Source organism: Pseudomonas sp. SIMBA_068 (assembly GCF_046534705.1).
Classification (GTDB): domain Bacteria; phylum Pseudomonadota; class Gammaproteobacteria; order Pseudomonadales; family Pseudomonadaceae; genus Aquipseudomonas; species Aquipseudomonas putida.
On the sequence record NZ_JAWRYI010000003.1, the window covers coordinates 447,959 to 474,129 of the forward strand.

31 protein-coding genes are annotated in these 26,171 nt (G+C 63.5%); 23 read left to right on the top strand and 8 right to left on the bottom strand.

Annotated features, from left to right (window positions below; translation table 11 throughout):
- Window position 1: 1 nt before the first annotated feature.
- The 6 genes from gspH to gspN all read left to right on the top strand — a co-directional run bounded on the left by gspH (window position 2) and on the right by gspN (window position 3,664).
- On the top strand, window positions 2–439 hold the full coding sequence (gene gspH, locus SB756_RS11115) for a type II secretion system minor pseudopilin GspH (RefSeq protein ID WP_341797711.1): 438 nt from the start codon (window positions 2–4) through the stop codon (window positions 437–439).
- A complete protein-coding gene (locus SB756_RS11120) occupies window positions 436–804 on the top strand; it encodes a type II secretion system protein GspI (protein WP_341797712.1) in 369 nt (122 codons plus the stop codon). Before gspH ends, SB756_RS11120 begins: the two co-directional genes overlap by 4 nt.
- A 157-nt stretch (window positions 805–961) precedes the next feature.
- The gene (locus tag SB756_RS11125; protein ID WP_049275605.1) at window positions 962–1,552 is read left to right on the top strand and encodes a prepilin-type N-terminal cleavage/methylation domain-containing protein; all 591 of its coding nucleotides are present in this window, start codon (window positions 962–964) and stop codon (window positions 1,550–1,552) included.
- Complete coding sequence (gene gspL / locus SB756_RS11130) at window positions 1,549–2,625, top strand: type II secretion system protein GspL (protein WP_410910832.1); 1,077 nt, start codon at window positions 1,549–1,551, stop codon at window positions 2,623–2,625. The genes SB756_RS11125 and gspL overlap by 4 nt, the downstream gene beginning before the upstream one ends.
- Complete coding sequence (gene gspM / locus SB756_RS11135; protein ID WP_410910833.1) at window positions 2,622–3,008, top strand: type II secretion system protein GspM; 387 nt, start codon at window positions 2,622–2,624, stop codon at window positions 3,006–3,008. Before gspL ends, gspM begins: the two co-directional genes overlap by 4 nt.
- A complete protein-coding gene (gspN, locus tag SB756_RS11140) occupies window positions 3,005–3,664 on the top strand; it encodes a type II secretion system protein N (RefSeq protein ID WP_410910834.1) in 660 nt (219 codons plus the stop codon). Before gspM ends, gspN begins: the two co-directional genes overlap by 4 nt.
- A 159-nt stretch (window positions 3,665–3,823) precedes the next feature.
- On the opposite strand, the gene SB756_RS11145 is transcribed toward gspN, so the two are convergent.
- Window positions 3,824–4,378 carry a murein L,D-transpeptidase family protein gene (locus SB756_RS11145; RefSeq protein WP_016501242.1) on the bottom strand — a complete coding sequence of 185 codons (555 nt, stop codon included), beginning with the start codon at window positions 4,376–4,378 and terminating at the stop codon, window positions 3,824–3,826.
- Between the two features lie 25 nt (window positions 4,379–4,403).
- Window positions 4,404–4,961, bottom strand: a complete 558-nt coding sequence (locus SB756_RS11150; RefSeq protein WP_016501241.1) for an NUDIX hydrolase — start codon at window positions 4,959–4,961, stop codon at window positions 4,404–4,406.
- A gap of 124 nt (window positions 4,962–5,085) precedes the next feature.
- On the opposite strand from SB756_RS11150, the gene SB756_RS11155 reads away from it, so the two are divergent.
- The 5 genes from SB756_RS11155 to purT all read left to right on the top strand — a co-directional run bounded on the left by SB756_RS11155 (window position 5,086) and on the right by purT (window position 8,231).
- Complete coding sequence (locus SB756_RS11155; RefSeq protein ID WP_016501240.1) at window positions 5,086–5,685, top strand: CoA pyrophosphatase; 600 nt, start codon at window positions 5,086–5,088, stop codon at window positions 5,683–5,685.
- A gap of 44 nt (window positions 5,686–5,729) precedes the next feature.
- Entirely contained in the window at window positions 5,730–6,254 is a 525-nt protein-coding gene (locus tag SB756_RS11160) for a gamma carbonic anhydrase family protein (protein WP_341797717.1), read from the top strand.
- Window positions 6,244–6,441, top strand: a complete 198-nt coding sequence (locus SB756_RS11165; protein WP_341797718.1) for a DUF1289 domain-containing protein — start codon at window positions 6,244–6,246, stop codon at window positions 6,439–6,441. Before SB756_RS11160 ends, SB756_RS11165 begins: the two co-directional genes overlap by 11 nt.
- A gap of 64 nt (window positions 6,442–6,505) precedes the next feature.
- Window positions 6,506–6,973 (top strand): VUT family protein, encoded by a 468-nt coding sequence (locus tag SB756_RS11170; RefSeq protein WP_010952556.1) that lies wholly within the window; start codon window positions 6,506–6,508, stop codon window positions 6,971–6,973.
- A 76-nt stretch (window positions 6,974–7,049) separates the two neighbouring features.
- Window positions 7,050–8,231, top strand: a complete 1,182-nt coding sequence (gene purT, locus SB756_RS11175; RefSeq protein ID WP_114942019.1) for a formate-dependent phosphoribosylglycinamide formyltransferase — start codon at window positions 7,050–7,052, stop codon at window positions 8,229–8,231.
- Between the two features lie 124 nt (window positions 8,232–8,355).
- Here the strand turns inward: purT and SB756_RS11180 are convergent, their stop codons facing one another.
- The 3 genes from SB756_RS11180 to SB756_RS11190 all read right to left on the bottom strand — a co-directional run bounded on the left by SB756_RS11180 (window position 8,356) and on the right by SB756_RS11190 (window position 11,953).
- A complete protein-coding gene (locus SB756_RS11180) occupies window positions 8,356–9,654 on the bottom strand; it encodes an MFS transporter (RefSeq protein ID WP_341797719.1) in 1,299 nt (432 codons plus the stop codon).
- A gap of 274 nt (window positions 9,655–9,928) precedes the next feature.
- Window positions 9,929–11,134 carry a transporter associated domain-containing protein gene (locus tag SB756_RS11185; protein ID WP_341797720.1) on the bottom strand — a complete coding sequence of 402 codons (1,206 nt, stop codon included), beginning with the start codon at window positions 11,132–11,134 and terminating at the stop codon, window positions 9,929–9,931.
- 9 nt (window positions 11,135–11,143) lie between these two features.
- Window positions 11,144–11,953 (bottom strand): inner membrane protein YpjD, encoded by an 810-nt coding sequence (locus SB756_RS11190; protein WP_016501234.1) that lies wholly within the window; start codon window positions 11,951–11,953, stop codon window positions 11,144–11,146.
- A gap of 313 nt (window positions 11,954–12,266) precedes the next feature.
- Here SB756_RS11190 and ffh point away from each other — a divergent pair, with 313 nt between their 5' ends.
- The 6 genes from ffh (at window position 12,267) to SB756_RS11220 (ending at window position 16,324) form a co-directional block, all read left to right on the top strand.
- Window positions 12,267–13,643 (top strand): signal recognition particle protein, encoded by a 1,377-nt coding sequence (gene ffh / locus SB756_RS11195; protein WP_016501233.1) that lies wholly within the window; start codon window positions 12,267–12,269, stop codon window positions 13,641–13,643.
- Window positions 13,644–13,878: 235 nt separating this feature from the next.
- Entirely contained in the window at window positions 13,879–14,130 is a 252-nt protein-coding gene (rpsP, locus tag SB756_RS11200) for a 30S ribosomal protein S16 (protein ID WP_016501232.1), read from the top strand.
- A 5-nt stretch (window positions 14,131–14,135) separates the two neighbouring features.
- On the top strand, window positions 14,136–14,672 hold the full coding sequence (gene rimM / locus SB756_RS11205; protein WP_016501231.1) for a ribosome maturation factor RimM: 537 nt from the start codon (window positions 14,136–14,138) through the stop codon (window positions 14,670–14,672).
- Window positions 14,673–14,675: 3 nt separating this feature from the next.
- Window positions 14,676–15,428 carry a tRNA (guanosine(37)-N1)-methyltransferase TrmD gene (gene trmD, locus SB756_RS11210; protein ID WP_049275611.1) on the top strand — a complete coding sequence of 251 codons (753 nt, stop codon included), beginning with the start codon at window positions 14,676–14,678 and terminating at the stop codon, window positions 15,426–15,428.
- Window positions 15,429–15,471: 43 nt separating this feature from the next.
- Entirely contained in the window at window positions 15,472–15,822 is a 351-nt protein-coding gene (gene rplS, locus SB756_RS11215; RefSeq protein ID WP_003252148.1) for a 50S ribosomal protein L19, read from the top strand.
- Window positions 15,823–15,916: 94 nt separating this feature from the next.
- Window positions 15,917–16,324 (top strand): acyl-CoA thioesterase, encoded by a 408-nt coding sequence (locus tag SB756_RS11220; protein ID WP_016501229.1) that lies wholly within the window; start codon window positions 15,917–15,919, stop codon window positions 16,322–16,324.
- A 3-nt stretch (window positions 16,325–16,327) separates the two neighbouring features.
- Here the strand turns inward: SB756_RS11220 and SB756_RS11225 are convergent, their stop codons facing one another.
- The gene (locus SB756_RS11225) at window positions 16,328–18,133 is read right to left on the bottom strand and encodes a cation:proton antiporter (RefSeq protein ID WP_410910835.1); all 1,806 of its coding nucleotides are present in this window, start codon (window positions 18,131–18,133) and stop codon (window positions 16,328–16,330) included.
- A gap of 68 nt (window positions 18,134–18,201) precedes the next feature.
- On the opposite strand from SB756_RS11225, the gene xerD reads away from it, so the two are divergent.
- The 6 genes from xerD (at window position 18,202) to SB756_RS11255 (ending at window position 23,763) form a co-directional block, all read left to right on the top strand.
- Window positions 18,202–19,098 carry a site-specific tyrosine recombinase XerD gene (gene xerD, locus SB756_RS11230; protein WP_016501227.1) on the top strand — a complete coding sequence of 299 codons (897 nt, stop codon included), beginning with the start codon at window positions 18,202–18,204 and terminating at the stop codon, window positions 19,096–19,098.
- A 153-nt stretch (window positions 19,099–19,251) separates the two neighbouring features.
- Window positions 19,252–19,995, top strand: a complete 744-nt coding sequence (locus tag SB756_RS11235) for a thioredoxin fold domain-containing protein (protein ID WP_016501226.1) — start codon at window positions 19,252–19,254, stop codon at window positions 19,993–19,995.
- Between the two features lie 83 nt (window positions 19,996–20,078).
- Entirely contained in the window at window positions 20,079–21,383 is a 1,305-nt protein-coding gene (locus SB756_RS11240) for a homoserine dehydrogenase (RefSeq protein ID WP_016501225.1), read from the top strand.
- Between the two features lie 61 nt (window positions 21,384–21,444).
- The gene (gene thrC, locus SB756_RS11245) at window positions 21,445–22,854 is read left to right on the top strand and encodes a threonine synthase (protein ID WP_016501224.1); all 1,410 of its coding nucleotides are present in this window, start codon (window positions 21,445–21,447) and stop codon (window positions 22,852–22,854) included.
- 129 nt (window positions 22,855–22,983) lie between these two features.
- A complete protein-coding gene (locus SB756_RS11250; RefSeq protein ID WP_341797723.1) occupies window positions 22,984–23,403 on the top strand; it encodes a histidine kinase in 420 nt (139 codons plus the stop codon).
- Between the two features lie 78 nt (window positions 23,404–23,481).
- Window positions 23,482–23,763 carry a DUF3509 domain-containing protein gene (locus SB756_RS11255; RefSeq protein ID WP_016501222.1) on the top strand — a complete coding sequence of 94 codons (282 nt, stop codon included), beginning with the start codon at window positions 23,482–23,484 and terminating at the stop codon, window positions 23,761–23,763.
- A gap of 265 nt (window positions 23,764–24,028) precedes the next feature.
- On the opposite strand, the gene SB756_RS11260 is transcribed toward SB756_RS11255, so the two are convergent.
- Both SB756_RS11260 and SB756_RS11265 read right to left on the bottom strand, forming a co-directional pair.
- Window positions 24,029–24,904 carry a TIGR02285 family protein gene (locus tag SB756_RS11260; protein WP_410910836.1) on the bottom strand — a complete coding sequence of 292 codons (876 nt, stop codon included), beginning with the start codon at window positions 24,902–24,904 and terminating at the stop codon, window positions 24,029–24,031.
- A gap of 21 nt (window positions 24,905–24,925) precedes the next feature.
- Complete coding sequence (locus SB756_RS11265; protein ID WP_341797725.1) at window positions 24,926–26,125, bottom strand: CaiB/BaiF CoA transferase family protein; 1,200 nt, start codon at window positions 26,123–26,125, stop codon at window positions 24,926–24,928.
- Window positions 26,126–26,171 lie beyond the last annotated feature (46 nt).

Consider the following 26,171-nt stretch of genomic DNA (forward strand, 5'->3'; position numbering starts at 1 on the left):
GGTGAGCCGTCAGCGGGGCTTCAGCCTGATCGAGTTGCTGGTGGTGCTGGCCATCGCCGGCCTGATGACGGGGCTGGCAGTGGCCGGGCTCGGCAGCGGTCAAGCGCCTGTCGATCAGGCCCTGCAACGCCTTGCCAGCGAAACCCGGGCCCAGGCGGCGCTTGCAAGGCATGCGGGGCAACTGCGTGGGCTGCGCTGGAATGGGCAGCGCCCGGAGTTCGTGCGGCGTGAGGGCAATGCCTGGGTGGTCGAGGCGGTCGGGCTTGGCGACTGGCCCAAGGGCCTGCACCCGGACTGGCCCGCCAGCCCGCAGCCCCACTTGCTGTTCACCCCGCACGGCTGGGCACAGCCGGGCAGCGTGCGCTGGCGCTGGGCCGATGGCAGCCAGCAATGGGCGTGGGGCCGCGATGGCCGCTTGCAGGTGGCGGTTGCGCCATGAAGCAACGTCAGCGTGGCTTCACCTTGCTGGAGGTCACTGTGGCCTTGGCGATTGCCGCCGTGTTGGCGGTGATCACCAGCCAGGTCCTGCGTCAGCGCCTGGCCGTACAAGATAACCTGCAACAACACCGCCTTGGCCTGTTGTGTGCCCGTGAACTGCAAACACGTTTCGCCGTCGAGCAATTCTGGCCTTCTGCCAATCAAGTGAAGGGTGAACTGAGCCAGGGTGGCCTGCCGTGTCATTGGCAACTGCAACTGCGCCGCACCGGCGTGCGTGACCTGCGCCGTGGCGAACTGCAACTGTACGCCGACCGCGACCAGCGCCTGCCGCTGGGCCAGTACACCGTGTTTCTGGAACGCCCATGAAAAGCTCCCCACCACTCCTCGGACCCGGTAGGAGCAGCCTTGTGCTGCGAAGTGGCCAGTGTGGCCACAGCAAATCTGCCAGTCATTCCGGCCTCTTCGCAGCACAAGGCTGCTCCTGCAAAGGTTCTGTGCAGGCATTGAACCCGAGCATCAATACATGAAGCGCCGCCAGGCAGGCCTGACCCTGATCGAACTGATGGTGGCCCTGGCCCTGACAGTCCTGCTCGGCATCATGCTCGCTGCGTTGGTCAATGGCTGGATGAAAGTGCGCGAACGCCTGCAAGTGACCACCCAAGAAACCTCGGTGCTGGATTTCTGCCTGGCCCTTGAGCGGCGTTTCGACAGCCCGGTGCTGCGCCGCGTCTACGACCAGCGCCTACCCCTGGCCAGCCGCTGGCTGGACTGGCAACCGGCAAGCAACCAATTACAGTGGGTCGCCACCACCGGCCTGCCGGAAGCCGAAGGTGGCTCGCGGCTGCAACGCCAGCGGCTGCGCTTCGAGGCCCGTGAGCAGCGCCTGCTGCTGGAAAGCTCGGTCGACCTGTACGCCGCCGCCACGCCGCGCTGGGTCCAGCGTGAGCGGCTCGACCGGGTTGGCGCCATGAACGTCCTTTATTACCAGGGCGGCCAGTGGCTTGCCTGGCCTTCTGACCAACCTGCGCACCCCGGCCGTGGTGTGCGTCTGGAACTGCAGCGTGATGGAGCACCCTATGTCTGCACCTTCGCCCTCCCGTGGGGGCGCTCATGAAATTTGAATGGCGACAGCGCGCACCTGCTCAACCGTGGTTGTTGCTGCGCCCGGGTGTTGTCTGGCACTGGGCGCTGGCCGAGGGCGGCATCGTGCAAAGCCAGGGGCAGGGTGAGCCACCCGCAAACCTGCAAGCCCGGGTTGCCCTTGTTCTGCCTGCCGAGGCCTGCAGCGTCTTCCACGTGCCTGCCCCACCCGGGCTCAAGCGTGAGGAGTGGCCGTTGTTGCTCGAAGACCGCTTGCTGCAACCGCCGGACGAGGTGACCTGCGCCTGCCTGGCCCGTCAGCCCGGCCACCTTCGCTTGCTGGTGGTGGCGCGTCAGCAACTGGACGACTGGCGCGGACAGTGTGGCGTATGGGGCTTGCAGGTAGAACGTTGCTGGGCGGAGTTGCAGTTGCTGCCCAGGCCTGAGGCAGGCAGTGCCTGGCATTGGCAGCGAATGCCCGGCGTGTCCTTGTACAAAGGGCTGGCCGAGGACGAGCAGGAGCATTGGCTGGCATGGCCGCAAGCACTGGGTGAAGCGCCGCGGCAACCCTGGGCACACATGCAAAGCGTGCCACTGAGTGGCGACTGGCCAAGCACGCTGGCACCGCTTGACGCGATGCCCGGCCTGTTCGAGCGCGCTCGCAAGGCACCTTCGTTGCCCATCGTTTCACGCCCGCAGCAACGCCTGTTGGCCGCCTGCCTGGTACTGGCGGCAGTCTGGGGTGGGCTGTGGTTGAACCAGCAGTGGCGTCAGGCACAACTCTGGCGCGCCCAGGTGTTTGCCGTGACGGGTGAGCAGGCCAGCCCACGGCACGCCGCGCAGGCGCTCAAACGCCTGCGGGAAAGCGAGCTTCAACAGCAAGTACGCACCCGCCAGCTCGAAGACCTGCAGGCAGCCTTGCAGGCCTGGCTGCAGGATCACCCTGGCTGGCGCTTGCAAGCGGTGCGCTTCGATGGCCAGCGCTGGCACCTGCGGTTAGAGGGCGACGGCGCCGCGCCACCCTGGCAGGACATGGCCAACGCCGCCGGTGCTGCCGTACAGATACAAGGTGGCGAAGTGGTCTTTGACCTGGGAGTAGCAACATGAGCCGGGACTGGATACAGCGTCATCGGCTGAAGGTCGCCTGGCTGCTGATCGCCGTGTTGCTGACCTTTCTGGCCCTGCGCGAGGGCCTCGCGCAATGGCGCGAGCTCAGCCAGTGGCAGGGGCTGGCAGAACAAGCCGCAAGCCTGCATGGCGGCCAGGGCTTGAGCCTGGAGCGTCTGAAGCAGTCGGCTGAAGCGCGACGGGTCGTACTGGCCGAGGTCGATGCGCAAGGCAAGACCTGGCAACTGCGTGGCCAGGTGGCCGATGAGCGGGTGCTGCAGGGCTGGTTGCAGTCCCTGCATGAAGAGGGCGCAACGCCGCTGCAATGGGGGCTGGAACAGGATGGCAAGGCGTTGCGCTTCGACCTGGTGGTGCAGCCATGAGCCGTAAAGGTGTGGCGTGGGTCCTGCTGGTTTTCGGCCTGACCGTGCTCGTTGAGCTGCCCGCCGCCTGGGTCGCTCGCGGGGCTGGGCTGCCAGTGCGTGAGGCCAGCGGCAGCCTTTGGCAGGGACAGGCACAACAGTTGGGGCCAGTGGGGCCCCTGCGCTGGTCGGTGCAGCCTTGGCGCTTGCAGGCGACTGCGCAGTTGGGGTTCCAGGGGCAGGCCTGGCAGTTACGCGCCGAAGGCTGGCCGTGGCGCTGGCGGCTGGAGGCAACGGCGATGGGCGCCCAGGCGACGGTGGCCACGGATTATCGCCTGGCCGGGCTGTGGCAGGGCGCAGTCCGCATGCAGGGGGCAGGGCGCCAATGCCTGGGCAGCGAGGGCCGTGTAACGGTGAGCGACCTGGCGCTCAGCGAACCGTGGGCGCTGGGCCTGGGGCAGGGCTGGCTGGAAATGGACTGCCGCAGTGGCTGGCGCCTGCGGGGGCAACTGGCGCAGCAGGGGCAGCATGAGTTGTCCGTGGATGCTGACCTGCCAGGGCGGCGGGCCCAGGTGGGGTTCGAGCTGCAGCCGGAGGCGGCGTTGACGCCCTTGTTACGAGGTGCGCGGTGGCTGGGGCCGCAGGCGTTGGCAGGGCAACGCGACCTGCGCTGGTAAGCTGTGGGAGCAACTGTCTTTCACCATCACTCCGGCGGCCGCCTCACCTTGTAGGAGCAGCCTTGTGCTGCGAAGAGGCCCGTATGGCTAAAGATCATCTTCGTCTGCAATGGCCTCTTCGCAGCACAAGGCTGCTCCTACATGAGACTGTGTTTCTCTTCAGGGCCGGATTTCGATCAACGTGCCATCGCGCACCAGTTCCCAGACTTCCTGCATGTCACGGTTACGCATGGCAATGCAGCCATCGGTCCAGTCCAGGGTGTGGAAATACCACTCCGGGTACTCGTCGTTGATCGGCGTGCCGTGAATCATGATCATGCTGCCGGCACTCACCCCTTCGCGGGTGGCGCGGGCGGCATCGCTCACGTTCGGATAGTTGATGTGCATGGCCAGGTTGAAGCGGTCGCTCTGCTTGCGCCAGTCCAGCCAGTACAGGCCTTCGGGGGTTTTCTTGTCGCCTTCGCGTTCCTTGGCGCCCTTTGGTTGCTTGCCCAGGGAAATACGGTAGGTTTTCAGCGGCTCGCCGCGGCTGATCAGTTGCAGGCGACGCTCGGACTTGATCACCAGCACCTTGTCGATCAGCGGTTGCATCGCCTGCTGTGAAGGCGATGGCGTTTGCGCTGCCGGCACGGGCTTGCGAATGATGGTCTCGGTGAAAGCCGCCTGGGACACCGAGGTAACGCAAAGGCAGAAAAGGGCAAGCAACCAGCGCATGTAACGGTATCCCTGAAGGCTTCTTCTAAGTAGAGGTCGAGGTCGAGACGTTCATCGGCGGCAGGTACTCATGGCCTATGGGGTAGTGCTGCCCGATGCGGTCGCGATAGTAGCATTCTAGTGTGCGTGTGACGGTGCGGAAAGCCAGCTCGCCCCACGGTATCTCATGTTGCTCGAACAACCGCACTTCCAGGCTTTCGACACCCACATCAAACGCCAGGTCTGCCAGCTCAGCGCGGAAGAACACATGCACCTGGTCGATGTGCGGCAAATCGAACAGCTGGTACAGGCTCATCGGCCCGACTCGGGCGCAGGCTTCCTCGACGGTTTCGCGACGGGCGGCCTGGTCGAGGGTTTCGCCGTTCTCCATGAAGCCGGCGGGCAGGGTCCAGAAGCCGCGGCGTGGTTCGATGGCACGCCGGCACAGCAGCACCTGGCTGCCCCAGGTCGGTAGCACGCCGGCGACGATGTTGGGGTTCTGGTAATGGATGGTCTGGCAAGACTCGCAGACATACCGCAGGCGGCTATCGCCTTCGGGAATCCGCTGAGTGACCGGCTGGCCGCACGCGCTGCAGAATTTCATGTGGGGTTCCCTTTTGTTCAAGGCTATCTTGGCGCGCCGGCAGGGCCGCCGCAAGCGCGGGGGCTTGGGTGCTTCGCGGCTTTGGTGCATCATGCAAGGCAGGCCTTGGATACGAGCGTGCGCAATGCTGGACGAGCTACTTCGCCGAATGAGCAATCACCAACCCGCATCACTGGAAACCGACCGGCGGTTCCCCGAAGCGGCGGTCCTTTTGCCCATCACCCGCAGCGAAGCGCCCGAACTGGTCCTGACCCTGCGCGCCAAGGGCCTGTCCACCCATGGTGGCGAAGTGGCCTTTCCCGGTGGCCGACGCGACCCGGAAGACCCGGACCTGGTGTTTACCGCCCTGCGTGAAGCCGAAGAAGAAATCGGCCTGCCGCCTGGGCTGGTGGAAGTGATAGGCCCGCTGAGCCCGCTGATTTCGCTGCATGGCCTTAAAGTGACGCCATTCGTCGGGCTTATTCCCGACTTCGTCGAATACCGCGCCAACGATGCCGAAATCGCGGCAGTATTCACCGTGCCGCTGGAATTCTTCCGCCAGGACCCGCGTGATCATACCCACCGTATCGATTATCAGGGGCGCAGCTGGTACGTGCCCAGCTACCGCTATGGCGAATACAAGATCTGGGGGTTGTCGGCGATCATGATCGTCGAACTGGTCAACGTGCTGTTCGATGCCGGCATCAGCCTGCACCAGCCCCCTGAGCGTTATATCGAAAACTGAGCGGGGCCTACCCCGCCGTCTGCGTTCCAGCCTGAGGAGCATGCATGAAATACCGCCTGGGCGACCTGCGGGTCGAAAGCCACCCCACCAGTTGGGCCGCACCCAACGCCACGCTGATCGGCAACGTGCGCCTGCAGGCCAATGCCAGTGTGTGGTTTGGCGCGGTGCTGCGCGGGGATAACGAGCTGATCGATATCGGCGAAGGCAGCAACGTGCAGGATGGCACGGTGATGCACACCGACATGGGCTCGCCGCTGACCCTGGGCAAGGGCGTCACCGTTGGTCACAACGCCATGCTGCATGGCTGCACGGTGGGCGACTACAGCCTGGTCGGTATCAATGCCGTGATCCTCAATGGCGCGCGCATTGGCAAGCACTGCATCATCGGCGCCAATGCACTGATCGCCGAGGGCAAGGAAATCCCCGACGGTTCGCTGGTGGTCGGCTCGCCCGGCAAGGTCGTACGTGAATTGACCGAGCAGCAGAAGCGCATGCTTGAAGCCAGTGCCGCGCATTACGTGCAAAATGCCCAGCGTTATGCGCAGGAGCTGGTGGTTGATGATGAGTAAGGTGGTAGAGCGGCCGGTGGCTTCGCCGTGCGTAAGCATTTGCGCGCTGGACGAGCAGGATATCTGCACGGGCTGCCAGCGTACCGTGGCGGAGATTGGCCGCTGGGGGCGGATGGACAACGATGAGCGCCGGGCGGTGCTGAAGCTGTGCCATGAACGGGCAGTAGAGGCCGGCCTCATCCTGTAGGAGCGGCGTTGCCTGTCGAGGGCGCCAGCGGTAATCTGTACGGCTTGCCCATAGACTACCCGCCATGTTCTATCTGATTGCCTACATCAGCAGCGTAGTGCTGATCAACTACGCCTTTTCCAGCGCGCCGCACCTGGACATCATCTGGTCCGCCTGGGGCGGCCTGGTGTTCATCCTGCGCGACATGGTGCAGACCCGCTTCGGCCATGGTGCGCTGGTTGCCATGCTGGTGGCCCTGGTGCTGTCCTATGTCACCTCGGAACCGGCCATCGCCCTGGCCAGCGCCACCGCGTTCTTCATTTCCGAGCTGATCGACTGGCTGGTGTTCAGCATCACCCGCCGGCCGTTGCGCGACCGCCTGTGGCTGAGCTCGGCGCTGAGCATCCCGGTGGATACCTTCATCTTTTTCGGCATGATCGGCGCCCTGACCCCGGCAGTGATCGGCACCGCCATGGCGTCGAAGTTCGCCGGCGTCACTGCCGTGTGGCTGGCCATGGCATTTCGCGCCCGACGGGCTGCCGTCGCCGGTTGATGGTGTAGAATAGCGGTCCTTTTTCAGCGGGCGGCGCATAGCCTGGCGCGGCCCCGGACGCCTTCGAGGACCTGAAATGACCCGTATCGGAACCCCCTTGTCGCCCACCGCGACCCGTGTACTGCTGTGCGGCTGTGGCGAGTTGGGCAAGGAAGTGGTGATCGAGCTGCAGCGCCTGGGCGTCGAAGTGATCGCCGTCGACCGCTACGCCAATGCCCCGGCCATGCAAGTGGCGCACCGCAGCCACGTGGTCAACATGCTCGATGGCGTTGCCCTGCGCGCGGTGATCGAGGCCGAGAAGCCGCATTATATCGTCCCGGAAATCGAAGCCATCGCCACCGCCACCCTGGTTGAGCTGGAAAACGAAGGTTTCAACGTGGTGCCGACAGCCCGCGCCACGCAGCTGACCATGAACCGTGAAGGCATCCGCCGTCTGGCCGCCGAAGAGCTGGACCTGCCAACCTCGCCGTATCACTTCGCCGACACCTATGAAGACTACGCCAAGGCCGTGGCCGATGTCGGTTACCCATGCGTGGTCAAGCCGGTGATGAGTTCGTCTGGCAAAGGCCAGAGCCTGCTGCGCAGCGACGCCGACCTGCAGAAGTCGTGGGACTACGCCCAGGAAGGCGGCCGCGCCGGCAAGGGCCGGGTGATCGTCGAGGGCTTTATCGACTTTGAATACGAAATCACCCTGCTGACCGTGCGCCACGTCGGCGGTACCACCTTCCTGGAGCCGGTTGGCCACCGCCAGGAAAAGGGCGACTATCAGGAGTCGTGGCAGCCGCAGGCCATGAGCTCGAAAGCGCTGGCCGAGTCGCAGCGCGTGGCCAAGGCTGTTACCGATGCCCTGGGCGGTCGTGGCCTGTTTGGCGTGGAACTGTTCGTGAAGGGCGACCAGGTGTGGTTCAGCGAAGTGTCGCCGCGCCCGCATGACACCGGCCTGGTCACCCTGATTTCCCAGGACCTGTCGCAGTTCGCCCTGCATGCCCGTGCCATTCTCGGCCTGCCGATTCCGGTGGTGCGCCAGTTTGGCCCGTCGGCCTCGGCGGTGATCCTGCCAGAAGGGCAGTCGCAGCAGACCAGCTTCGCCAACCTGGGCGCAGCGCTGAGCGAACCGGATACCGCCATTCGCCTGTTCGGCAAGCCGGAAATCAACGGCACCCGCCGCATGGGCGTGTGCCTGGCGCGTGATGAGTCGGTCGAGTTGGCGCGGGCCAAGGCGACCCGCGCTTCGCAGGCGGTAAAGGTCGAGTTCTGATTCGAAACCGCAGGGGGCCGCGTTGCGGCCCATTCGCAGCACAAGGCTGCTCCTACAACGGCAACGCACGTCCCTGTAGGAGCAGCCTTGTGCTGCGAATGGGGCGCAACGCGGCCCCCATTGCTTACAGCTCGGTATTACGGGTCTCTTTCAGGCACAGCACCGCAATCAGGCTGATCACCGCCGCAGCCGACACATAGCCCCCCACCCAGCTCAACCCGCCCATGCTCACCAGCTTCTGGGCGAAGAACGGTGCCGCCGAGGCCCCGACAATCCCGCCCAGGTTATACGCCGCCGAAGCCCCGGTATAACGCACATGAGTCGGGAACAGCTCGGGCAGCAGTGCCCCCATCGGCGCAAAGGTCACACCCATCAGGAACAGCTCGATGGCCAGGAACAGCGCCACACCCGTCGTCGATCCCGAAGTCAGCAGTGGCTCCATGGCAAAGCCCGAAGCTACGGCCAGCAGGCCGCCGACGATCAGCACCGGCTTGCGCCCGTAACGGTCGCTGAGCCAGGCCGACAGCGGCGTGGCCAGGGCCATGAACACCACCGCGAAGCACAGCAGGCCCAGGAACGTCTCGCGGCTGTAGCCCAACGTGGTCACGCCGTAGCTCAGCGAGAACACTGTGGAGATATAGAACAGCGCGTAGCACACCACCATCGCCGCAGCGCCCAGCAGGGTGGGCAGCCAGTAGCTGGAAAACAGCTCGACCACTGGCATTTTCACCCGCTCGTGGCGGGCGACAGCCTTGGCGAAGACCGGGCTTTCTTCAAGTTTCAGGCGCACATACAGGCCCACCAGCACCAGCGCCGCACTGAGCAGGAACGGAATACGCCAGCCCCATTCACGGAACTGCTCGTCGCTGAGCGTCAGGGCCAGGCTCAGGAACAGGCCGTTGGCGGCCAAAAAGCCGATCGAAGGGCCCAACTGGGGGAACATGCCGAACCAGGCGCGCTTGCCTTCGGGGGCGTTCTCGGTAGCCAGCAGCGCCGCGCCACCCCATTCACCGCCCAGGCCCAGGCCTTGGCCAAAGCGCAGCAGGCACAGGATGATCGGCGCCCACACGCCAATGCTGTCATAGCCCGGCAATACGCCGATGGCGGTGGTGGAGACACCCATCAGCAGCAGCGAGGCAACCAAGGTCGATTTGCGGCCGATACGGTCGCCAAAGTGGCCGAACAACGCCGAACCCAGCGGGCGAGCGAGGAAGGCGATGCCGAAGGTGAGGAAGGCTGCCAGCATTTGCGCGGTGCCCGACCCGGATGGGAAGAATACCGGGCCGATCACCAGGGCAGCAGCAGTGGCGTACACGTAGAAGTCGTAGAACTCGATGGCGGTGCCGATGAAGCTGGCGGTGGCTACCCGCGCGGGCGAGTTGACCGGCGCGGCAGGCGCTTCGGCGTAGGTGCTGCTTGTCATTAAGTAGGTCCCTAACAGTCTGGTCCGGCTCCATGGGCATGGCCCGCGCGGTGTGCTGAGCGAAAGGGCAGGCACGGTTGCGCGGACGCCGGAGCGTTTTATTGTTGTGTGCGCCCGACTGACGATAGCCCGGGGGGGATAGGGGCGGGGCGGGCACTGTTCGGGGTGTTGAAGCAGGACCGCGGGGCGTGTCAGTGGAGCGGACTGGCCGTGGAACGCCGGGTGCGGGTAGCAGGCGTGACGGCGGGGCTGGGTAAGCGTGACCCGAGTATAGCTATCGGGTCACGGTCCACACCAGTACCTTACTGGCACAATTGTCCTCTGTTTCGAGGATTTCCAGGCGATAGCGGCCGATCTTCAGGCAAACGGCACTTTCCGGGATGCTTTCCAGTGCTTCGGTAACCAGCCCGTTGAGGGTTTTCGGCCCGCCGTCGCAGGGCAGGTGCCAGCCCAGGGTGCGGTTGATTTCGCGCAGCGAGGCGTTGCCGTCGATGACGAAGGTGCCATCGGGCTGCGGGTGTACGTGGGGGTTTTCCAGGCTCTGTTCGTCCTCGAACTCGCCAACGATCTCTTCGAGGATGTCTTCCAGGGTGACGATGCCCTGCACCTCGCCGTACTCGTCCACTACCACACCCAGCCGGCGCTGCTGCTTGTGGAAGTTCAGCAGCTGCATTTGCAGGGGCGTGCTTTCTGGCACGAAATAGGGTTCGTAGCAGGCACCGTGCAGTGCCTCCAGGGTCAGGTCGCCCTTGGGCAGCAGGTGGCTGATCAGCTTGGTGTTGAGGATTGCTTCTACCTGATTGATGTCGTTGTGGTAGACCGGCAGGCGGGTGTGGCGGCTGACGATCAACTGCTCGATGATGCGCTCGATCGGCTCGTCGAGGTTGATGCCGTCCACTTCGTTGCGCGGTACCAGGATGTCGTTGACGGTGATTTTGTCCAGCGACTGCAGGCCGTCGAGCAGGCCATGGCGAGGTGGTTCGTGCTCCTCGTCTTCGTCGAAATCATCGGCTTCCTGCGGGTGCAGGGCCACGGCCGTAGGCTGCACGCGGAACGGGCGCAGGAGCAGCTTGGCGAAACCGTCCAGCAGGCAGGCCAGCGGCTGCAGGAGGGCGAGGGGCACTTTAAGCAGGCTGCTACCGAGGCTGACGCAGGCGTGCGGGTTACGCCGGGCCAGGCGCCGCGGCACGTACTCGGCAAACACCAGCAATGTGAGGGTGGCGGCCAGCCCTGCCAGCCAGAAGCCGTGCTCGCCGCTATGGCGCTGGCCTATCAGGCAGGCGAGGCCCAGCACCAGCAGCTTGCCCAAACTGGCGCACAGCACCAGTGCCTGGGCCGGGAGCAAGGGCTGGCCGTCATCAAGGGTGCGCAGCGAGCCATTGAGCAGCAGGCGGGCGGCATCCACCGTGGTGAACAGCGCCGACCACAGCAGCGCCAGTGCCAGGGTGCCGAGTAGCGGTGCGTACGGCAGTGTGTCCATGAGCGGCCGTCAGATATGCAGGATGAATTCGCGAACCAGCTTGCTGCCGAAATAGGCCAGCATCAGCAGGCAGAAACCGGCCAGCGTCCAGCGGATGGCCTTGTGACCACGCCAGCCCAGGCGGGTGCGGCCCCACAGCAGTACGCTGAAAACCACCCAGGCGACACAGGCCAGCAAGGTCTTGTGTACCAGGTGCTGGGCAAACAGGTTGTCGAGGAACAGCCAGCCGGAGATCAGCGACAGCGACAGCAGGCACCAGCCGGCCCAGAGGAAGCCGAACAGCAGGCTTTCCATGGTTTGCAGGGGCGGGAAGTTGCGAATCAGCCCGGAGGGGTGCTTGTTCTTCAGCTGGCGGTCCTGCAGCAGCAGCAGCAGCGACTGGAACACCGCGATGGTGAACAGCCCGTACGCCAGGATCGACAGCAGGATATGCGCGAGGATGCCGGGCTCTTCGTTGATCAGCGGCACGGTGCCAGGCGGCGCGAACTGCGCCAGCAGCGCCGTCACCGCGCCCAGCGGGAACAGCAACACCAGCAGGTTTTCGACCGGTATGCGCAGGCAGGCCAGCAGGGTCAGGCCGATGACGGCCACGGCGATCAGGCTGGCGGCGCTGAAGAAGTCCAGGCTCAGGCCCAGCGGGGTGATCAGCTGGAAGTACAGCGCACCGGCCTGGGCGAGCACCGCGAAGGTACCCAGCAGGGCGAGCAGGCGCTTGTCGGACTTGCGGCCCTGGGCCAGGTGCGAGCCCTGGTAGATGGCCGCCGCTATATATAGGCCGGCAGCGATCAGGTTGGGGATGAGGCTGGGAGAGGAGACCATAAGTCCTGGTTGGCGAGCCTTAAAGAGACGGAGTTTGGCATAGATTCCGCTGATCAAGGAAGACTGAAGGCTTGCGTCAGGGCATTCGCGGGCTCGCCCGCTCCCACAGGTAAGGCGCAGGTCCGCAACAGGGTTGAAATCCTGTGGGAGCGGGCATGCCCGCGAAGGGGGCAGTGCAGCCACCGAATATCTCCCAAGGTGTGCGCCGCCGCCGCACTTCGCTATAATCGCCGCCTTGCTGTGCCCGGCGGGTGTGTATTTCCCCCAGGGTGCCTGACAAACCTCGGCTTTTACTGGGCCTGAAAGGATCACCATGTTCGAAAACCTGACCGACCGCCTGTCACAGACGCTGCGCCATGTCACCGGCAAGGCCAAGCTGACCGAAGACAACATCAAGGACACGCTGCGCGAAGTGCGCATGGCCCTGCTCGAGGCCGACGTTGCCCTGCCGGTGGTCAAGGATTTCGTCAATAGCGTCAAGGAACGTGCGGTCGGCACCGAAGTGTCGCGCAGCCTGACCCCGGGCCAGGCGTTCGTGAAGATCGTCCAGGCCGAGCTGGAAAGCCTGATGGGCGCGGCCAACGAAGACCTCGCGCTCAATGCCGCACCGCCTGCCGTGGTACTGATGGCCGGCCTGCAGGGCGCGGGTAAGACCACCACCGCCGGCAAGCTGGCGCGCTTCCTTAAAGAGCGCAAGAAAAAGACCGTGATGGTGGTATCCGCTGACGTCTACCGCCCGGCGGCGATCAAGCAGCTGGAAACCCTGGCCAACGACATCGGCGTCACCTTCTTCCCGTCCGACATCAGCCAGAAGCCTGTGGCCATTGCCGAAGCGGCCATCCGCGAAGCCAAGCTGAAGTTCATCGATGTGGTCATCGTCGACACCGCCGGCCGTCTGCACATCGACGCCGACATGATGGACGAGATCAAGGCGCTGCACGCTGCGGTCAAGCCGATCGAGACCCTGTTCGTGGTCGACGCCATGACCGGCCAGGACGCCGCCAACACTGCCAAGGCCTTTGGCGAGGCCCTGCCGCTGACCGGCGTGGTCCTCACCAAGGTTGACGGTGACGCCCGTGGCGGTGCTGCACTGTCGGTGCGTGCCATCACTGGCAAGCCGATCAAGTTCATCGGTATGGGTGAGAAGACCGAGGCCCTCGAGCCGTTCCACCCCGACCGCGTCGCTTCGCGCATCCTCGGCATGGGCGACGTGCTCAGCCTGATCGAGCAGGCCGAGCAGACCATCGACAAGGCCAAGGCCGACAAGCTGGCCAAGAAGCTGAAGAAGGGCAAGGGCTTCGACCTCGAAGACTTCCGCGACCAGCTGCAACAGATGAAGAACATGGGCGGCCTGGGCGGCCTGATGGACAAGCTGCCGAGCATCGGCGGGGTCAACCTGTCGCAGATGGGCAATGCCCAGGGCGCGGCCGAGAAGCAGTTCAAGCAGATGGAAGCGATCATCAACTCAATGACCCCGGCCGAGCGCCGCGACCCTGACCTGATCAGCGGTTCGCGCAAGCGCCGTATCGCCCTTGGCTCCGGCACCCAGGTGCAGGACATCGGCCGGCTGATCAAGCAGCACAAGCAAATGCAGAAGATGATGAAGAAATTTTCTGCCAAAGGCGGCATGGCCAAGATGATGCGCGGCCTTGGCGGCATGATGCCCGGCGGCGGCATGCCCAAGCTGTAAACAGATTCAGGCCAGTGGCGGCAACCCCGCCACTGACCGGAACCCGCTTCGGCGGGAACACCGCCGCCCCTATGATGAGGCGGCTTAATAGCAGATCAGCAGGCTGGCCGTTTTATTTGAAGTAAAAAGGCATTTGCAAATGTCCGTATATTCCTTGAGAATGTGCGGCCTTTCGGGCACCCGTGTGCCCGCTGTGCATCATGATTTGCAGCACCGACTACAGGAACGATGTTCAATGCTTACCATTCGTCTTGCCCGTGGCGGCTCCAAAAAGCGCCCGTTTTACCAACTGACCGTAACCGACTCGCGTAACCCGCGTGACGGCTCCCACATCGAACAGGTTGGCTTCTTCAACCCTATCGCTCGTGGTCAGGAAGTTCGTCTGTCCGTTAAACAAGACCGCGTTGCTCACTGGCTGAGCATCGGCGCACAGCCGTCTGAGCGTGTTGCTCAGCTGCTGAAGGAAGCGGCCAAGGCTGCTGCCTGAACCGTATGAACGCGACGCCAGAAAAGGCTGACGACCTCATCGTCGTTGGCAAGATTTTTTCGGTTCACGGCGTTCGCGGCGAGGTGAAGGTGTATTCCTTTACCGATCCGATTGAAAACCTGTTGGATTACCGTAACTGGACGCTTCGGCGCGAAGGGTCGGTCAAGCAGGTCGAGCTGGTCAGTGGCCGTTCCAATAAAAAGGAGCTGGTCGCCAAGCTCAAAGGGCTCGACGATCGTGACGAAGCGCGTCTTCTGAGCGGTTACGAGATTTGCATCTCGCGCAGCCTTTTGCCCAACCTGACGGACGACGAGTACTACTGGTACCAGTTGGTCGGTCTGAAAGTCATCAACCAGGACGAACAGCTGTTCGGCACGGTTGATCACCTGTTGGAGACCGGCGCGAACGATGTAATGGTGGTCAAGCCTTGCGCAGGCAGCCTGGATGACCGTGAGCGCTTGTTGCCCTATACGGCGCAATGTGTGCTGGCAGTCGACCTTGAAGCCGGTGTGATGCGGGTCGAATGGGACGCGGATTTCTAACTGATGGGTAACCTTCGCGTAGAAGTCATCACGTTGTTCCCCGAGATGTTCTCGGCCATTACGGAGTACGGCATTACCAGCCGCGCGGTGAAGCAGGGCTTGTTGCAAGTCACTTGCTGGAATCCGCGGGACTACACCAGTGATCGCCACCACACGGTGGATGATCGGCCTTTTGGCGGTGGTCCGGGGATGGTGATGAAGATCAAGCCTCTGGAAGATGCGCTGGCCAGTGCCAGGCAAGCGACCGGAGCAACGGCAAAGGTAATCTATCTTTCGCCACAAGGCCGCAAGCTGGATCAGCAAGCGGTCAAAGGCTTGGCCGAACAGGAATCTTTGATCCTGATCGCCGGCCGTTATGAAGGCATTGACGAGCGTTTTATTGATGCTTATGTCGATGAAGAGTGGTCGATTGGCGACTATGTGCTTTCCGGTGGTGAGCTACCGGCCATGGTACTGATCGATGCGGTTACGCGGCTGCTGCCCGGAGCTTTAGGGCATGTAGGCTCGGCGGAGGAAGATTCCTTCACCGATGGCTTGCTGGATTGCCCGCACTACACCCGACCTGAGGTGTATGCGGATCAGCGTGTTCCCGACGTGTTGCTAAGTGGCAACCATGCACATATCCGGCGATGGCGGATGAAGCAGTCCCTTGGTAGGACCTTCGAACGACGTGCCGATCTTCTGGAAAGTCGCTCACTTTCTGGAGAAGAGAAAAAGCTGCTCGAGGAATACCTCCGCGAGCGGAACGATAGTTAACGTATCGATGGTGGATCACGTTTGTCCACCTTAGGAGCACAGCATGACTAACAAAATCATCCAGCAGCTCGAAGCAGAGCAGATGAGCAAGGAAATCCCGACCTTCGCACCAGGCGACACCGTTGTCGTTCAGGTTAAAGTGAAGGAAGGTGAGCGTTCCCGTCTGCAGGCGTTCGAAGGCGTTGTTATCGCCAAGCGTAACCGTGGTCTGAACAGCGCCTTCACCGTGCGCAAGATCTCGAGCGGCGTTGGTGTTGAGCGTACCTTCCAGACCTACAGCCCGCAAATCGACAGCCTGGCCGTGAAACGTCGTGGTGACGTGCGTAAAGCCAAGCTGTACTACCTGCGCGACCTGTCCGGCAAAGCCGCTCGCATCAAGGAAAAACTGTCCTGAGGACAGTTTGCCCGGTGGCCAAGGCCGCCTAGCGAGAAAAAAGCAGCCTTCGGGCTGCTTTTTTGCGTTTTGAACCCCCGAAGATGTGATTGCCATGACTACCCGAGACCAGGAAATCCAGCGCCGCACCGAGTTGTCGGTGACCCGCGTGACCAAGGCGGTGTTCCCCAACACCACCAACCACCACAACACCCTGTTTGGCGGCACCGCCCTGGCCTGGATGGACGAAGTGTCGTTCATTGCCGCCACGCGCTTCTGTCGCCTGCCGCTGGTGACCGTGTCCACTGACCGCATCGACTTCAAGCACCCGATCCCGGCGGGCTCGATCGTCGAATTGGTGGGCTCGGTGATCAAGGTCGGCAATACCAGCCTGCAGGTGCAGGTGGACGTGTTTGTCGAGAACATGTACCTGGACGGCCGCGAGCGGGCGATTCACGGTGTCTTCAGCTTCGTCGCCATTGATGAAGACAAACGCCCGGTGCCGGTGCTGCCAGGCGCCTGAGTATCATGCTTGCGGCGCTGGTTCGATCAGTGCCACCAAGGTCCACCCCGGTTGCGGCTGTAACGGGTTGTCGGGGCTGGCTACATGCACCCAGCCATGCCCGTCGCGAGCAAACAGCAAGTGCGCACGCTCGCCGTGCAGGGCCTGGTAGGCGTCCCAATCAAAGCCTTCGGTCAGGTTGGTGCTGTACAGCTCGGCGCCCTGATGCAAGCGGTTGGCCAGTTGCAGATACGTCATCGAGCTGGCCCCCAGCAAGTGCCCGCGGTGCTCCTCGGCCGCCCGATGCTTGTCGCTGCGTTGTTTCTCCAGGCCGCTTGCCAGCACGAACAGCCGGCCGTGGCCGAAATCATGGCGGAACCTGGCGCAGGCCAGGGCATTGATTTCGCCGGCGGGGGAGAGGCCAAGCAAGTGCCCGAGCCCGACCAGGTCCAGGTGGGCGTCGGCATGCTGCGAGGCGGGGTTGCCAAAATAAGTCGGTAGCCCGTCCATGCGCGCGGCGCGAATGTTTTCCCAGCTGGAATCCGTCAGTAAAACCCGGCAGCCCAATTGTTGCAGGGCTTTGGCGATGGCCCGGGCCGGCCCGTTGGCACCGACGATGAGAAACCCGCTGGGTGCCGGTTCGGCGACCTTCAGCAGGCGCGCCAGCGGCCTGGCCGTGGCGCTTTGCAGTACCACCGTGCCGATGATCACTGCGAAGGTGAGCGGTACCAGCAGCAAGGCGTCCTCGTGGCCGGCCTGGTGCAGGCGGATGGCGAAAATCGCCGAAACGGCCGCGGCAACGATACCGCGTGGCGCGATCCACGCCAGCAGCGTGCGCTCCCGCCAGCTGAGTGCCGAGCCTAGTGTGGCCAGCCATACGTTGAGCGGGCGTGCCAGCAACTGGATCACCAGCAGCAATGCCAATACTGCCGGGCCGAGCCCCAGCAGGGCATGCAGGTCAAGGCGCGCAGCCAGCAGGATGAACAGACCGGAAATCAGCAGCACGCTGAGGTTTTCCTTGAAGTGCAGGATTTGCCGCACATCGACCCCGCGCATGTTGGCCAGCCACATCCCCATCACGGTCACCGCCAGCAACCCGGACTCGTGCATTATCTGGTTGGCGGCGATGAAAATACCCAGCACAGCCGCCAGCGAGGCCAGGTTGTGCAGATACTCCGGTAGCCACTGCTCGCGCATGATCTGCCCCAGCAGCCACCCACCGGCCGCGCCCAGGGCAGTGCCGCAAAAAATCACCCCGGCAAAGGTGGTCAGGCTGTGGCTCAGGCCGTTGCCGTCGGCGCTGGCGATGATGAAGCTGTACACCACCACGGCGAGCAGCGCGCCGACCGGGTCGATCATGATCCCTTCCCAGCGCAGGATATTGGCGATGGTCGACTTTGGCCGCACCACACGCAACATGGGCACGATTACCGTGGGGCCGGTCACCAGGGTCAAGGTGCCGAACAGGATAGACAGCGGCCAGTCGAACCCGAGCAACCAGTGGGTCGCCAGGGCGATCACCAGCCAGGTGACCAATGCGCCCACGGTGACCAGGCGATGCACCACGCTGCCGATCTCGCGCCACTGCGACAGGTGCAGGGTCAGGCTGCCTTCGAACAGGATCAGCGCCACGGCCAGCGACACCAGCGGCATCAGCAACGGGCCGAACAGCGCCTCGGGGTCGAGCCAGCCCAGTGCCGGCCCCGCGATGATCCCGGCCAGCAGCAGAAACAGAATCGCTGGTAGTTTCAGGCGCCAGGCCAGCCATTGGCAGGCAAGCGCAGCGGCACCGATACCACCGACGCTGAGAAGAATCTGCTGTTCGTTCATACGGGCTCCCTATGCCTGCAGTGTTATGAAAGACTAAGCGCCAATTCGCCGTTTGCCACCGAGTCTTCATGCCCGCCCTCGACCACCCCCTGATCGACCAGTTTCTCGACGCCCTGTGGCTTGAAAAAGGCCTGTCCGACAACACCCGCGTGTCCTACCGCAGCGATCTGGCATTGTTCAACGGCTGGTTGCAGGAACATTCGGTTTCCCTGCCCGACGCTGGCCGTGACCTGATCCTCGACCACCTGGCCTGGCGCCTCGATCAAGGTTACAAGCCACGCTCCACGGCGCGCTTCCTGTCCGGCCTGCGCGGTTTCTTCCGCTATCTGCTGCGGGAAAAGCTGGTGGCGGTAGACCCGACCCTGCAGGTCGACATGCCGCAACTGGGCAAGCCGCTGCCCAAGTCGTTGTCCGAAGCCGACGTTGAAGCCTTGCTGCAGGCCCCGGACCTGGGCGAAGCCATCGGCCAGCGCGACCGCGCCATGCTCGAAGTGCTGTATGCGTGCGGCCTGCGCGTCACCGAGCTGGTCAGCCTGACCCTCGACCAGGTCAACCTGCGCCAGGGTGTGCTGCGGGTGATGGGCAAGGGCAGCAAGGAGCGCCTGGTGCCCATGGGCGAGGAGGCAGTGGTGTGGCTGGAACGCTACCAGCGCAATGGCCGTGCCGAGTTGCTCAATGGCCGCCCCAGCGATGTGCTGTTCCCCAGCCAGCGCGGCGAGCAGATGACCCGCCAGACCTTCTGGCACCGCATCAAGCACCATGCCCGGGTGGCAGGTATCGACAAATCGCTGTCGCCGCACACGCTGCGCCACGCGTTCGCCACCCACCTGCTCAACCATGGCGCCGACCTGCGCGTGGTGCAGATGCTGCTTGGTCACAGCGACCTTTCGACCACCCAGATTTACACCCACGTTGCCAAGGCCCGCCTGCAGCAGTTGCACGCGCAGCACCACCCGCGTGGATGAATGTTTTTCATGTTCCGCCGACTGGTCCTTGCAAGGCCCTTCACCGGTGGTGTGATGTGGTAGGCTTGGGCGGTTTGCACCAAGGGCCGCACGGCCACCGCGTCTTTTCCGCAGGTGGCGCCCTCCGGTCCCTGTCCGCCTTCAGGAGTTCCCATGCGCGTGACCCAGTTTTTCGCCGCCGCCGCGTTGGCGCTGGCCAGTACCTTCGCTGTTGCCGCGGCAACCGATAGCAACGCCGTCGCCGAGCAGGCCATCCGCAAATCGCTGCAGAACCTCGAGCTGGAAGTGCCCGTCGAAAGCGTGGCCAGCAGCCCGCTGAACGGCCTGTATGAAGTCAAGCTGCAGGGCGGCCGCGTGCTGTACGCCAGCGCCGACGGCCAGTTCGTGATGCAGGGCTACCTGTTCCAGATCCAGGACGGCAAGCCGGTCAACCTCACCGAGAAAACCGAGCGTATGGGCGTCGCCAAGCTCATCAACGGCATTCCAGCGGCCGAGATGGTGGTTTATCCTGCCAAGGGCGAGACCAAGTCGCACATCACCGTGTTCACCGACACCACCTGCCCGTATTGCCACAAGCTGCACGCCGAAGTGCCCGAGCTGAACCGTCGCGGTATCGAAGTGCGCTATGTCGCCTTCCCGCGCCAGGGGCTGGGCTCGCCGGGTGACCAGCAGTTGCAGGCTGTGTGGTGCTCCAGCGATCGCCGTGGGGCGATGGACAAGATGGTCGAAGGTGAAGAGATCAAGGCCGCCAAGTGCGCCAACCCGGTCGGCAAGCAGTTCCAGTTGGGGCAGTCGATCGGTGTCAATGGCACGCCGGCCATCGTCCTTGAAAGCGGCCAGGTCATTCCGGGCTACCAGCCGGCACCGCAAGTCGCCAAGCTGGCACTTGCCAAGTAATCCAATTCAGTACGCCGTCGTCATGGGGTGACGGCATGTTTCACGGTCGGCGAAGGTGTCGGCCGTTCAATGGGGAGTTCACAGTGAAACCGGTCAAAGTAGGCATCTGTGGGTTGGGGACCGTCGGTGGCGGAACCTTCAATGTACTTCAGCGCAACGCCGAGGAGATTGCCCGCCGTGCCGGGCGCGGTATTGAAGTGGCACAGATCGCCATGCGCTCGCAGAACCCGAACTGCCAGATTACCGGTACCCCCATTACCGCTGACGTGTTCGAAGTTGCGAGCAACCCGGAGATCGATATTGTCATCGAGCTGATCGGTGGCTACACCATCGCCCGCGACCTGGTGCTCAAGGCCATCGAAAACGGCAAGCACGTGGTCACCGCCAACAAGGCGCTGATTGCCGTGCACGGTAACGAAATCTTTGCCAAGGCCCGCGAGAAGGGCGTGATCGTCGCCTTCGAAGCGGCCGTGGCGGGCGGCATCCCGGTGATCAAGGCCATCCGCGAAGGCCTGTCGGCCAACCGCATCAACTGGCTGGCCGGCATCATCAACGGCACCGGCAACTTCATCCTCACCGAAATGCGTGAGAAGGGCCGTGCCTTCCCGGACGTGCTGGCCGAAGCCCAGGCGCTGGGTTACGCCGAAGCCGACCCGACCTTCGACGTCGAGGGCATCGACGCCGCGCACAAGCTGACCATCCTGGCGTCGATCGCTTTTGGCATTCCGCTGCAGTTCGACAAGGCCTACACCGAAGGCATTACCCAGCTGACCACTGCTGACGTGAACTATGCCGAGGCCCTGGGCTACCGCATCAAGCACCTGGGCGTGGCGCGTCGCACCGCCGAAGGCATCGAGCTGCGTGTGCACCCGACGCTGATCCCGGCCGACCGCCTCATCGCCAACGTCAACGGCGTGATGAACGCTGTCATGGTCAACGGTGACGCCGCCGGTTCCACCCTGTACTACGGTGCGGGCGCCGGCATGGAGCCTACTGCTTCGTCGGTGGTGGGCGACCTGGTCGACGTGGTCCGTGCCATGACCTCCGACCCGGAAAACCGCGTACCGCACCTGGCCTTCCAGCCAGACTCGCTGTCGGCCCATCCGATCCTGCCGATCGAAGCCTGCGAAAGCGCCTACTACCTGCGCATCCAGGCCAAGGATCACCCGGGCGTACTTGCCCAGGTGGCCAGCATCCTGTCGGAGCGTGGCATCAACATCGAGTCGATCATGCAGAAGGAAGCCGAGGAGCAGGACGGCCTGGTGCCGATGATCCTCCTGACCCATGGTGTGGTCGAACAGAGCATCAACGACGCCATCGTCGCCCTGGAAGCCCTGCAGGACGTGATCGGCAAGGTCGTGCGTATCCGCGTCGAACAGCTCAACTGACAAAATTATTGCCGTCGGGCCGCCAGCGCGGCCCCGGCCCCAGCATCGAAGGTTTGCACCCATGCGCTATATCAGTACCCGCGGCCAGGCACCGGCCCTGAATTTCGAAGACGTGTTGCTGGCTGGCCTGGCCAGTGACGGCGGCCTGTACGTGCCAGAAAACCTGCCACGCTTCACCCAGGAAGAAATCGCTTCCTGGGCTGGCCTGCCATACCACGAGCTGGCCTTCCGCGTGATGCGCCCGTTCGTTGAAGGCAGCATCGCCGACGCCGATTTCAAGAAGATCCTCGAAGAAACCTACGGCGAGTTCGCCCACGCTGCGGTCGCCCCGCTGCGTCAGCTGAACAGCAACGAGTGGGTGCTGGAGCTGTTCCACGGCCCGACCTTGGCGTTCAAGGACTTCGCCCTGCAACTGCTCGGCCGCCTGCTCGACCACGTGCTGGCCAAGCGCAACGAGCGCGTGGTGATCATTGGCGCCACCAGCGGTGACACCGGTTCCGCCGCCATCGAAGGCTGCCGCCGTTGCGACAACGTCGACATCTTCATCCTGCACCCGCACCAGCGCGTGTCGGAAGTGCAGCGCCGCCAGATGACCACCATCTTCGGGGACAACATCCACAACATCGCCATCGAAGGCAACTTCGACGACTGCCAGGAAATGGTCAAGGCCAGCTTCGCCGACCAGTCGTTCCTCAAGGGCACCCGCCTGGTGGCAGTCAACTCGATCAACTGGGCGCGCATCATGGCCCAGATCGTCTACTACTTCCACGCAGCCCTGCAGCTGGGCGGCCCGGCACGTTCGGTGGCGTTCTCGGTACCAACCGGCAACTTCGGCGACATCTTCGCCGGTTACCTGGCGCGCAACATGGGCCTGCCGATCAGCCAGCTGATCGTCGCCACCAACCGCAACGACATCCTGCACCGCTTCATGAGCGGCAACCAGTACGTCAAGGACACCCTGCACGCGACCCTGTCGCCGTCGATGGACATCATGGTCTCGTCCAACTTCGAGCGCCTGCTGTTCGACCTGCACGGCCGCAACGGCGCCTCCATTGCCGAGCTGATGGACAACTTCAAGCAAGGTGGCGGCTTCAGCGTCGAGCAAGGCCGCTGGACCGAAGCCCGCAAACTGTTCGACTCGCTGGCCGTCAGTGACGAACAGACCTGCGAGACCATTGCCGAAGTCTTCGCTGCCACCGGTGAAGTGCTCGACCCGCACACCGCGATTGGCGTCAAGGCTGCCCGCGAGTGCCGTCGTAGCCTGGACACGCCAATGGTGGTGCTGGGTACCGCGCACCCGGTCAAGTTCCCGGAAGCGGTGGAAAAGGCGGGTGTAGGCAAGGCGCTGGAGCTGCCGGCGCACCTCAGTGACCTGTTCAGCCGTGAAGAGCGTTGCACGGTGCTGGCCAATGACCTGAAAGCAGTGCAGGGCTTTGTCAGCCAGCACGGCAACCGCGGCAAACCGTTGTAAGCGCGTTGCCATGTGGGGCCGCAAAGCGGCCCCACATGTCAGCCTTTTCCTTTGATCCTTCAGAAATTTCCTCTTCGGCCCGTCCAGCGCCAAGCCTAAATTAGCCGGTCCTCCCACCAGGAGCGGCATATGCACCAGCCCTACGTGTTGATCCACCAGGCTCGCCCGTCCCACCAGATCCTCCTGCACCAGGCCCTCAACGCCCAAGGCATTTTCAACGTGCGCATCAGCGCAAACGCCACCGACCTGGACGCTTGCCTGGCTGCTGAACGTCGCCCCGACCTGCTGATTCTCGACCACGCCATGCCAACCCGGGCCGGCCTTTCTTTGCTCGCACGGCAGCATCGATCACGAGCGTTGCTGTTCGTCGGTCAGGCTACCCCCAAGCACCAGAACCTTGCCCAGGAGGCAAGAAAGCGGGGCCTCTGGGTACTCGCCGAACTCCCCTGGCCGCTTTCGACGACACGCCTGCAGCGTGCCCTGCAAGCGCTGCACGAGCGCCCGTGGCGGCGTATTCAAACTGTCATGTCTGCCCCGCATGCTCAATGAAACAGCTGCGGCATACGAACTTTGCGCTGCGCCTGTTGGTCAGTTCCTTTATATCCCACCACGCAGCGAGTGAACCGGATGGAAAGAATCTGCAAACTGCTCAACGAAGCCCTGACTCCCTATCAGGCCCAGCTTGGCATCGCCGATGCCAGCGGCAATCGTCAGTTGACCGTTCACGACCGCGTTGCCGGTATTACCTTGCGACGCATGGTCAGCGAGCGTCAGTTGCAAGAGCAACGCCTGTTGATCGATCTGGTAGATGGCCTGCACCGTGACTTGCAGATTGCCGAAGGGCGGTTGCAGCCTTGTGTGATCGCGGCGCTGCAGCAGCGTCAGCAACCCCAGGGAACCTTTGCCTGAGTGGTGTATCAGACAGTGTAAGGGTAGCCAGCCAGTGCTTTGCTCCGGTGCTGGCAAGGCTGCCTCGGGAAGTCCCCAAGGACTTTCGCTTGGCCCCGGGCGTCCTCCCCAGCGTCCGGGGTTTCTTTTTTCTGCGCAGGCACATTTCCCTGCAGGAGCAGCCTTGTGCTGCGAAAGGGCCAGTGCAGCTTGAGAATGTCGTTTGTCATGAGGGCCTCTTCGCAGCACAAGGCTGCTCCTACAGCGACCGTGTATGTCGGTTGGCTTATTGGCCTTCGAAGAAGCGTTTGCTGTCTTCCAGATAGTCTTCCTGTAACGCCGGATCCAGCCAACGCGCATACAACGCCGGCAAAACATCCCGGCGCAGTGCAGGTAACAGCTGATCGATATGCGCGATCGCTTCGCGGCCCAAAGGGCTGTCCGTGCAACCCACATGCAGAAACTGGTAGCGCTCTACCCCCTGCACCGGATGAAACTGGTAATCCGCCAGTGCCCCCCCTTGCTGCTGAATCAGATAGCGCACTTCCGGCCAGTAGCCGAGCACCATGCGCAGGCGCCCCAGCTGTTGCATCTGTAGCAGGTTGGCGGTGGCATCGTTGCCGTAGTGACGGCTGAGCACGCTGTCGGGCAACTGGCGCAGGATGGCGTCGATCTGGGTGCCGTAGCTGCGTTCTGCAACAATCCCCAGCTTCAGCGAGTCGTTGCTCAGCAGACCATGCAGGTCTACCTGCTGACCGTCGAGGTACGGCACCACCAGCGCCTGGTTTTCCTTGCGCAGCACCAGGCCACCGCTGAGCACGCCCAGCGATGGCATGGAAAAGCGCACATATTCGGCACGTTCCGGGGTCCATAGCAGGGTAGGGTCGCAGGTGAAGCTGTTGCGGTCTTGCAGCATCTGGATGCCACGGGCGCGGTTGACCCGCACAATGCTGTGGTCGTATTCGGGCATCTGCCCAATCAGCAGCGGCAACAACTGGTCGATCACCCCTTGGCCTTTTTCCGGGCCTGCAAAAATGGTGAACGGCGGCAGGTCACGCACCAGCCAGAACATGCGTTCCTTGGCACTGACAGGCTGTAGCAGCAATGCGGGCAGTAGCCCGCACAGCAGGATCAGGTGGCGTAGCCCGCGGGTAGCGCGCATGGGCGAGGGCGGCGCCAGGCGTCAGACCGCGCCGGCTTCGCGCAGGCCGGCAATGGCCGCTGCGTCGTAGCCCAGGCGGGAGAGCAATGCCTCGGTGTGTTCGCCCAGCGCCGGGCCGACCCATTCGGTGGAGCCAGGGGTATCCGACAGCTTCGGCACGATGCCCGGCATGCGGAACGTCTTGCCGTCCGGCAGCTTGGCCTGCAGGAACATTTCCCGCGCCAGGTACTGCGGGTCATTGAACATGTCCTCGGCCGAATAGATACGGCTGGCCGGTACTTCGGCCGTGGTCAGTACCTGCATCAGTTGCTCAAGAGGCAGGCTGTTGGCCCAGCGGTCGATCACCCCGTACAGCTCGTCACGGCGCAGGTCGCGGCCATCGTTGCTGGCCAGGGTCGGGTCATCTGCCAGGTCGGCACGGCCGATGGCCTGCATGAAGCGCTTGAAGATCGCATCGCCGTTGGCGCCGATCTGCACGTGCTTGCCGTCGGCGCTGGTGTGGATGGAGGAGGGGGTGATACCCGGCATGATGTTGCCGGTGCGCTCGCGGATAAAACCGAACACATCGAACTCCGGGACCATGCTTTCCATCATGGCGAAGATCGCTTCGTACAGCGCCACGTCCACCACCTGGCCCTGGCCGCCATTGACCTCACGGTGGCGCAGCGCCATCAACGCACCGATCACCCCCCACAGGGCGGCGATCGAATCGCCGATGGAAATGCCCGTGCGTACCGGCGGGCGGTCGTCGAAGCCGGTGATGTAGCGCAAACCGCCCATCGACTCGCCCACCGCGCCGAAGCCCGGTTGGTCTTTCATCGGCCCGGTCTGGCCAAAGCCCGAGAGGCGCACCATTACCAGGCGCGGGTTAAGGGCATGCAGCACATCCCAGCCCAAGCCGAGTTTTTCCAGCACGCCCGGGCGGAAGTTCTCGATCAGGATGTCGGCGTCGGCCAGTAGGCGCTTCAGAATCTCGAGGCCTTCGGGGTGCTTGAGGTTGAGGGTGAGCGATTGCTTGTTGCGCGCCTGCACGAACCACCACAGCGAAGTGCCCTCGTACAGCTTGCGCCACTTGCGCAACGGGTCGCCGCCATCGGGGGATTCGACCTTGATCACCTCGGCGCCGAATTCGGCACAGATGCGCGAGGCGAACGGCCCGGCAATGAGGGTACCAAGTTCGACAACTTTGAGGCCGGCGAGGGGTTTGCTGGGCGTCGACATGGGGCATCCGTGGCAGCTGGGCAGAGCCGTGGTTTTATCACACGTC

Bases quoted from the DNA above. Each gene is read 5' to 3' on its own strand.
- SB756_RS11120 (WP_341797712.1), top strand. From the start codon at position 436: ATGAAGCAACGTCAGCGTGGCTTCACCTTGCTGGAGGTCACTGTGGCC.
- SB756_RS11125 (WP_049275605.1), top strand. From the start codon at position 962: ATGAAGCGCCGCCAGGCAGGCCTGACCCTGATCGAACTGATGGTGGCC.
- gspL (WP_410910832.1), top strand. From the start codon at position 1,549: ATGAAATTTGAATGGCGACAGCGCGCACCTGCTCAACCGTGGTTGTTG.
- gspM (WP_410910833.1), top strand. From the start codon at position 2,622: ATGAGCCGGGACTGGATACAGCGTCATCGGCTGAAGGTCGCCTGGCTG.
- gspN (WP_410910834.1), top strand. From the start codon at position 3,005: ATGAGCCGTAAAGGTGTGGCGTGGGTCCTGCTGGTTTTCGGCCTGACC.
- SB756_RS11145 (WP_016501242.1), bottom strand. From the start codon at position 4,378: ATGCGCTGGTTGCTTGCCCTTTTCTGCCTTTGCGTTACCTCGGTGTCC.
- SB756_RS11150 (WP_016501241.1), bottom strand. From the start codon at position 4,961: ATGAAATTCTGCAGCGCGTGCGGCCAGCCGGTCACTCAGCGGATTCCC.
- SB756_RS11155 (WP_016501240.1), top strand. From the start codon at position 5,086: ATGCTGGACGAGCTACTTCGCCGAATGAGCAATCACCAACCCGCATCA.
- SB756_RS11160 (WP_341797717.1), top strand. From the start codon at position 5,730: ATGAAATACCGCCTGGGCGACCTGCGGGTCGAAAGCCACCCCACCAGT.
- SB756_RS11165 (WP_341797718.1), top strand. From the start codon at position 6,244: ATGATGAGTAAGGTGGTAGAGCGGCCGGTGGCTTCGCCGTGCGTAAGC.
- SB756_RS11170 (WP_010952556.1), top strand. From the start codon at position 6,506: ATGTTCTATCTGATTGCCTACATCAGCAGCGTAGTGCTGATCAACTAC.
- purT (WP_114942019.1), top strand. From the start codon at position 7,050: ATGACCCGTATCGGAACCCCCTTGTCGCCCACCGCGACCCGTGTACTG.
- SB756_RS11180 (WP_341797719.1), bottom strand. From the start codon at position 9,654: ATGACAAGCAGCACCTACGCCGAAGCGCCTGCCGCGCCGGTCAACTCG.
- SB756_RS11185 (WP_341797720.1), bottom strand. From the start codon at position 11,134: ATGGACACACTGCCGTACGCACCGCTACTCGGCACCCTGGCACTGGCG.
- SB756_RS11190 (WP_016501234.1), bottom strand. From the start codon at position 11,953: ATGGTCTCCTCTCCCAGCCTCATCCCCAACCTGATCGCTGCCGGCCTA.
- ffh (WP_016501233.1), top strand. From the start codon at position 12,267: ATGTTCGAAAACCTGACCGACCGCCTGTCACAGACGCTGCGCCATGTC.
- rpsP (WP_016501232.1), top strand. From the start codon at position 13,879: ATGCTTACCATTCGTCTTGCCCGTGGCGGCTCCAAAAAGCGCCCGTTT.
- rimM (WP_016501231.1), top strand. From the start codon at position 14,136: ATGAACGCGACGCCAGAAAAGGCTGACGACCTCATCGTCGTTGGCAAG.
- trmD (WP_049275611.1), top strand. From the start codon at position 14,676: ATGGGTAACCTTCGCGTAGAAGTCATCACGTTGTTCCCCGAGATGTTC.
- rplS (WP_003252148.1), top strand. From the start codon at position 15,472: ATGACTAACAAAATCATCCAGCAGCTCGAAGCAGAGCAGATGAGCAAG.
- SB756_RS11220 (WP_016501229.1), top strand. From the start codon at position 15,917: ATGACTACCCGAGACCAGGAAATCCAGCGCCGCACCGAGTTGTCGGTG.
- SB756_RS11225 (WP_410910835.1), bottom strand. From the start codon at position 18,133: ATGAACGAACAGCAGATTCTTCTCAGCGTCGGTGGTATCGGTGCCGCT.
- xerD (WP_016501227.1), top strand. From the start codon at position 18,202: ATGCCCGCCCTCGACCACCCCCTGATCGACCAGTTTCTCGACGCCCTG.
- SB756_RS11235 (WP_016501226.1), top strand. From the start codon at position 19,252: ATGCGCGTGACCCAGTTTTTCGCCGCCGCCGCGTTGGCGCTGGCCAGT.
- thrC (WP_016501224.1), top strand. From the start codon at position 21,445: ATGCGCTATATCAGTACCCGCGGCCAGGCACCGGCCCTGAATTTCGAA.
- SB756_RS11250 (WP_341797723.1), top strand. From the start codon at position 22,984: ATGCACCAGCCCTACGTGTTGATCCACCAGGCTCGCCCGTCCCACCAG.
- SB756_RS11255 (WP_016501222.1), top strand. From the start codon at position 23,482: ATGGAAAGAATCTGCAAACTGCTCAACGAAGCCCTGACTCCCTATCAG.
- SB756_RS11260 (WP_410910836.1), bottom strand. From the start codon at position 24,904: ATGCGCGCTACCCGCGGGCTACGCCACCTGATCCTGCTGTGCGGGCTA.
- SB756_RS11265 (WP_341797725.1), bottom strand. From the start codon at position 26,125: ATGTCGACGCCCAGCAAACCCCTCGCCGGCCTCAAAGTTGTCGAACTT.